4 protein-coding genes are annotated in these 4,457 nt (G+C 64.3%); all 4 read right to left on the reverse strand.

What is annotated here, in order from left to right; genetic code table 11:
• A partial coding sequence (locus ACFMBG_RS23935; protein WP_421057141.1) for an ABC transporter permease occupies window positions 1-1,181 on the reverse strand: 1,181 nt, incomplete at its 3' end.
• Window positions 1,178-2,098, reverse strand: a complete 921-nt coding sequence (locus ACFMBG_RS23940) for an ABC transporter permease (RefSeq protein WP_421057142.1) — start codon at window positions 2,096-2,098, stop codon at window positions 1,178-1,180. The genes ACFMBG_RS23940 and ACFMBG_RS23935, both read right to left, overlap by 4 nt.
• Window positions 2,099-2,111: 13 nt before the next feature.
• A complete protein-coding gene (locus tag ACFMBG_RS23945; RefSeq protein ID WP_421057143.1) occupies window positions 2,112-3,224 on the reverse strand; it encodes an ABC transporter ATP-binding protein in 1,113 nt (370 codons plus the stop codon).
• 153 nt (window positions 3,225-3,377) lie between these two features.
• A partial coding sequence (locus ACFMBG_RS23950) for an extracellular solute-binding protein (protein WP_421057144.1) occupies window positions 3,378-4,457 on the reverse strand: 1,080 nt, incomplete at its 5' end.

Below are 4,457 nucleotides of genomic sequence, written 5' to 3' on the forward strand. Positions count from 1 at the left end.
TCTTCGCTGCCGCCCGAGAGGTTGCCGGGGTCGAAGACGCCGCCGAAGCCGGAGCTGCCGCCGCCGCTGGAGGGGGCGCTTGGCGCAGGCGCTTCGCCCTGCTGCTCCAGCTGCTGCTGGCGGCGCAGCTCGCGCTGGCGGCGCAGCTCCTGGATGCGCTGTTCGGTCTCCAGGCGCTTCTGCTCCTGCACATTGGCGATGCATTGGGCCGGGCTGTAGACCGTTGCGGTACCCACAACGGCCACCGTGGCGCAGGCCACCACAACCAAGGCCACCGCGGCGGCGTTGGAGCTGAGGAAGCCGGGCAGCCGCAGCCGGCCGCTTTCCAGCTCCTCCACCGTGGCCTTCCTGCGCGCCGCCGCCACCAGCTCCTTGCGGCGGATCGAGGCCTCGTTGGCGAGTGCTGCAATCACCGTCAGCACCACGATGATGAAGGCCAGCGCCGAGATCGCGGGGGTGATGCCGTAACGCACCTTCTGCGCCAGCTCGATGGTCAGCGTCGGGTATTCGCCGAAGGTGAAGGTGGTGGTGTTGTAGTTCTCGAAGCTTGCGAGAAACGCCAGCACCGCCGCCGAGGCAATCGCAGGCCGCATGAAGGGCAGCAGCACCTTGCGGAAGGCCTGGGCATGGGTGGCGCCGAGGTCCAGCGCCGCCTCGGTCAGGGCCACGTCATAGCGCTGCAGGCGGGCCACCAGCACCAGCATGCAGTAGCTGGCGATGAAGGTGGACTGGCCGATGATGGTCAGGAACAGCCCGTTTGAGAGCCAGCTGTCCGCCCCCAGCCCCAGCATCCGGTTGATCCGGTCCCAGAACACCAGGGTCGAGATCCCCAGCACCACGCCGGGAATGAGGATCGGCGCGATGATGATGGTGTAATAGGTCGCCCTGAGCTTGGGCCAGATCTGGGTCAGCATCAGCGCGCCTGCGAGGCCCATGGCGACGGACAATACCACCGTGCCCGCCCCCACCAGGATCGAGTTCCAGATGCCGTTCAGGATCCGCTCGTCGCGGAACAGGGCCGAGAACCACTCGAAGGTCAGGCATTCCCAGGGGGTCATCCGCGGGAAGGCGGGCGAGTTGAAGGCGGTGGCCGACATGATCACCAGCGGGCCCAGGAGATAGGCAAAGAAGATCGCCAGATAGACCCAGAGGCTCAGGCGCATAAAGGAGAAGGTCTTCATTTGCCGATGTCCCCCATGTTCACCTTGAACAGGCGCATGACGGCCAGCACCAGCAGGATACAGGTGACCAGCAGCACCACCGCATAGGCCGCGCCCTGCGGCCAGTCGGAGTTGTCATTGAACTGCTGATAGATCAGCTGCGTGAACCACAAGCTGGACGGCCCGCCCAGGATCTGCGGCGCCGCCAGCGCGCCTGCCGACAGCATGAACACCATGGTGCAGCCGGAGGAGATGCCCGGTTTGGCATAGGGAATGACCACCCGCTGGTGGATCTTGGCCCAGCTTGCCCCCATGTCCCGCGCCGCCTCGATCTGGTTGCGGTCGAGGCTCTCGATCACATTGTAGATCGGGAAGATCATCAGCAGGATGTAGGCGTAGCCCAGACCCGCATAAAGCGCGATGTCATTGCGGATGAAGTCAAACGGCGTGTCGAAAATCCCCAGCCCCACCAAGGCGTTGTTCAGAACCCCGGTTTCGCCGAAGATGATGCGCAAGGCGAACGCCCGCAGGATCTCGTTGATCCAGTAGGGGATGATCAGCATCAGCGCGAAGATGCGGATGTGATTGCCCTTGGTCTGGGCCAGGTAATAGGCGATCGGGTAGCACAGGATCAGGTTGAAGACGGTGACGCAGATGGCCGCCACCAGGGTGCGGAAGAACACCTTGAGATCGACCGCGTTATAGTCCTGGCTGCCGCCCTCGGGCCCGTAGACCAGGTATTTGTAATTCTCCAGCGTGTAGACGTCCCTGGGCCCGCCGATCTCCGGCGGCGGCAGGTTGGGCCGGAACGAGAAGTCGAGCATCGACAGCTGCGGCAGGATAATGAGGCCGATGGTCCAGAACAGGACCAGCCCCAGCATCAGGCTGCCCATGCCGGTGCCGTTGCGTTTGAAGAACTCCCTCAGGAAGCTTGGCATGCCGTGACCTCCCTCATTCCGCCGCCAGTTCACCGGCAGGCACGATGACGGCGTTGTCCGCCGCGTATTCCAGGGTGATATTCTGGCCGGTGTGGTCCTCGAACGACTGGCCGAGGTTGGGGATCGAGACCTTCAGCTCCTTGCCGCCCTCGCCTTCCATGAAGATGTTGAAGACATTGCCCTCGAACTCCTCGTGGTTGACGCGGGCGGTGATGAAGTGATCGCCGGAGGCCCCCTCTGGCGCCAGCGCAAAGGCTTCCGGGCGGATGAACATCATCGCCTCGTCGCCTTCCTTCATCTTGCCCTGGTTGGCGGTGGAGATCCGCGCCACCAGCTCGCCGGAGCGGTTGGTGGCGATCAGCGCCTCATTGCCCATGATGCGCTTGATGCGGCCGCGGAAGACGTTGTTTTCGCCCACAAAAGACGCGGCGAATGCGGTGGAGGGGTCGTTGTAGATGGTCTTGCCGTCGGCGATCTGGTCAATGACGCCCGCCTTCATCACCGCGATGCTGTCGGACATGGTCAGCGCCTCGCCCTGGTCGTGGGTGATGTAGATGAAGGTGATGCCGACCCGCTGCTGGATCTCCCGCAGCTCGGTGCGCATGTGCTGGCGCAGCTTGAGGTCCAGGGCCGACAAGGGCTCATCGAGCAAGAGCACATCAGGTTCCGCGCAAAGGGCGCGCGCGATGGCCACCCGCTGGCGCTGGCCGCCCGACAGTTCCGAGGGCAGCTTGTCGCCCTGGCCCGGCAGCGCGATCATGTCCAGCAGTTCATCCGCACGCTTGCGGCGCTCGCGGGCCGAGGCGCCCTTGATTTCCATCGAAAAGGTGATGTTCTCCCAGACCTTCATCAGCGGAAACAGCGCCAGGTTCTGGAAGATCAGCGCCGTCGGGCGCTTGTTCGGCCCGATCCCCTTCATGTCGCTGCCGCCGATCAGCACCCGGCCGCCGCTGGGCTCCAGGAACCCCGAGACCGCGCGCAGGATCGTTGTCTTGCCGCAGCCCGACGGCCCCAGGAAGGAGAAGAAATCCCCTCCATTGATGTTCACATTGGCATCGCGCACGGCAACAAAGTCGCCGAAGCGGATCCAGAGGTTTTCGAGATCAACGCCGACCCCAGCACTCATTTGGCTTCTCCCCAGGGCGCAGGCAGCCCTCCGGCGGCGCACCGCCGGCCCCGCACGGCCTGCTTCCTATTTCTATTCGTTTGTGATTGCGCCGCAGAGGCACATGGCTGGCCCCCGGACGTGTGCCGGGGGCCAGAGTCTCAAGCGCTCAGATCAGGCGCTCTTGAACTTGTTGACGAACTCGGTGCGCACGTCGGCGTACCAGGGCGCCTCGGCCGGCCAGGGGTTCAGATTGGCCAGGCTGTCGCCCGGATAGGCCTCGGCGAAGTTCTTCTTGTAGACATCGCCGGAGAAGCCGTCGGCGCCCAGCACCGGCGAGTTGTAGCCGTGGCTGTCGATCGCCTTGCCCGCGGGCTCCTGCTGGTAGGCGTAATCGATGAAGGCATAAACCTGCTCTTCATTCTGGGCGCCGACCGGCATCGACATGCCGTCGACCCAGGCCATCGCGCCCTCGACCGGCGCCTGGTAATGCACCGGCTCGCCTGCGGATTTCAGCGCCAAGGGCGGGCCGTCCCAGGTCTGGCCGACCACCACGCCCTCGTTCAGGAGGCCGTTCTTCTGGGTGTCGGCGTCGTTCCAGATCAGCTTGATCCGGTCCTTGCGCGCCACGCACCAGTCGGTGACCTGGCCCCAGACCTTGCGCATGGTTTCCTCGTCCTCGTAAGCGGCCCAGATCGAGCCCGGCTCCATCTCGCCCGAGGCCTCCATGTAAAGCCCGGCCCCCAGCATCATCGAATGCGCCCGGCCCATGGTCTTGCCGGCGTTTTCCTCGCTCCAGACATCGCCGTAAGACGGCGCATCGCCCGCGGGCAGCCATTTGTCGGTGCGGTAGGCGATGCCCTCGGTGCCCCAGATATGCGGCAGCCAGTGCACGCCATTGCCTTCGAAGTTCCAGGCATCGGTGCCGATTTTCGCCATCGCCGGGTTCACCGCGTCAATGTTCACCTTGCTCATATCGAAGGGCTTCAGCAGCTCCAAGGGCCCCCACTGCAGCGACCGGTTGTTGGTGGGGCTGACGATATCAAAGCCCTGGCCCTTGGTGGCCTTCATCTTGTTGATGATTTCCTCGTTGGAGCCGATGCCGGTGTAATTCACCTTGATGCCGGTCTTGGCCTCAAAGCCTGCGATGAATTCCGGCGGCAGGTAGTCCGACCACATCAGGATGTTGATCTCCCCCGACGACGCCAGCGCGCTTTTCGCATAAAGCGGCGCCGCCAAAGCCGCAGCCCCCGC

Source organism: Leisingera coralii (assembly GCF_049056525.1).
GTDB lineage: Bacteria > Pseudomonadota > Alphaproteobacteria > Rhodobacterales > Rhodobacteraceae > Leisingera > Leisingera coralii.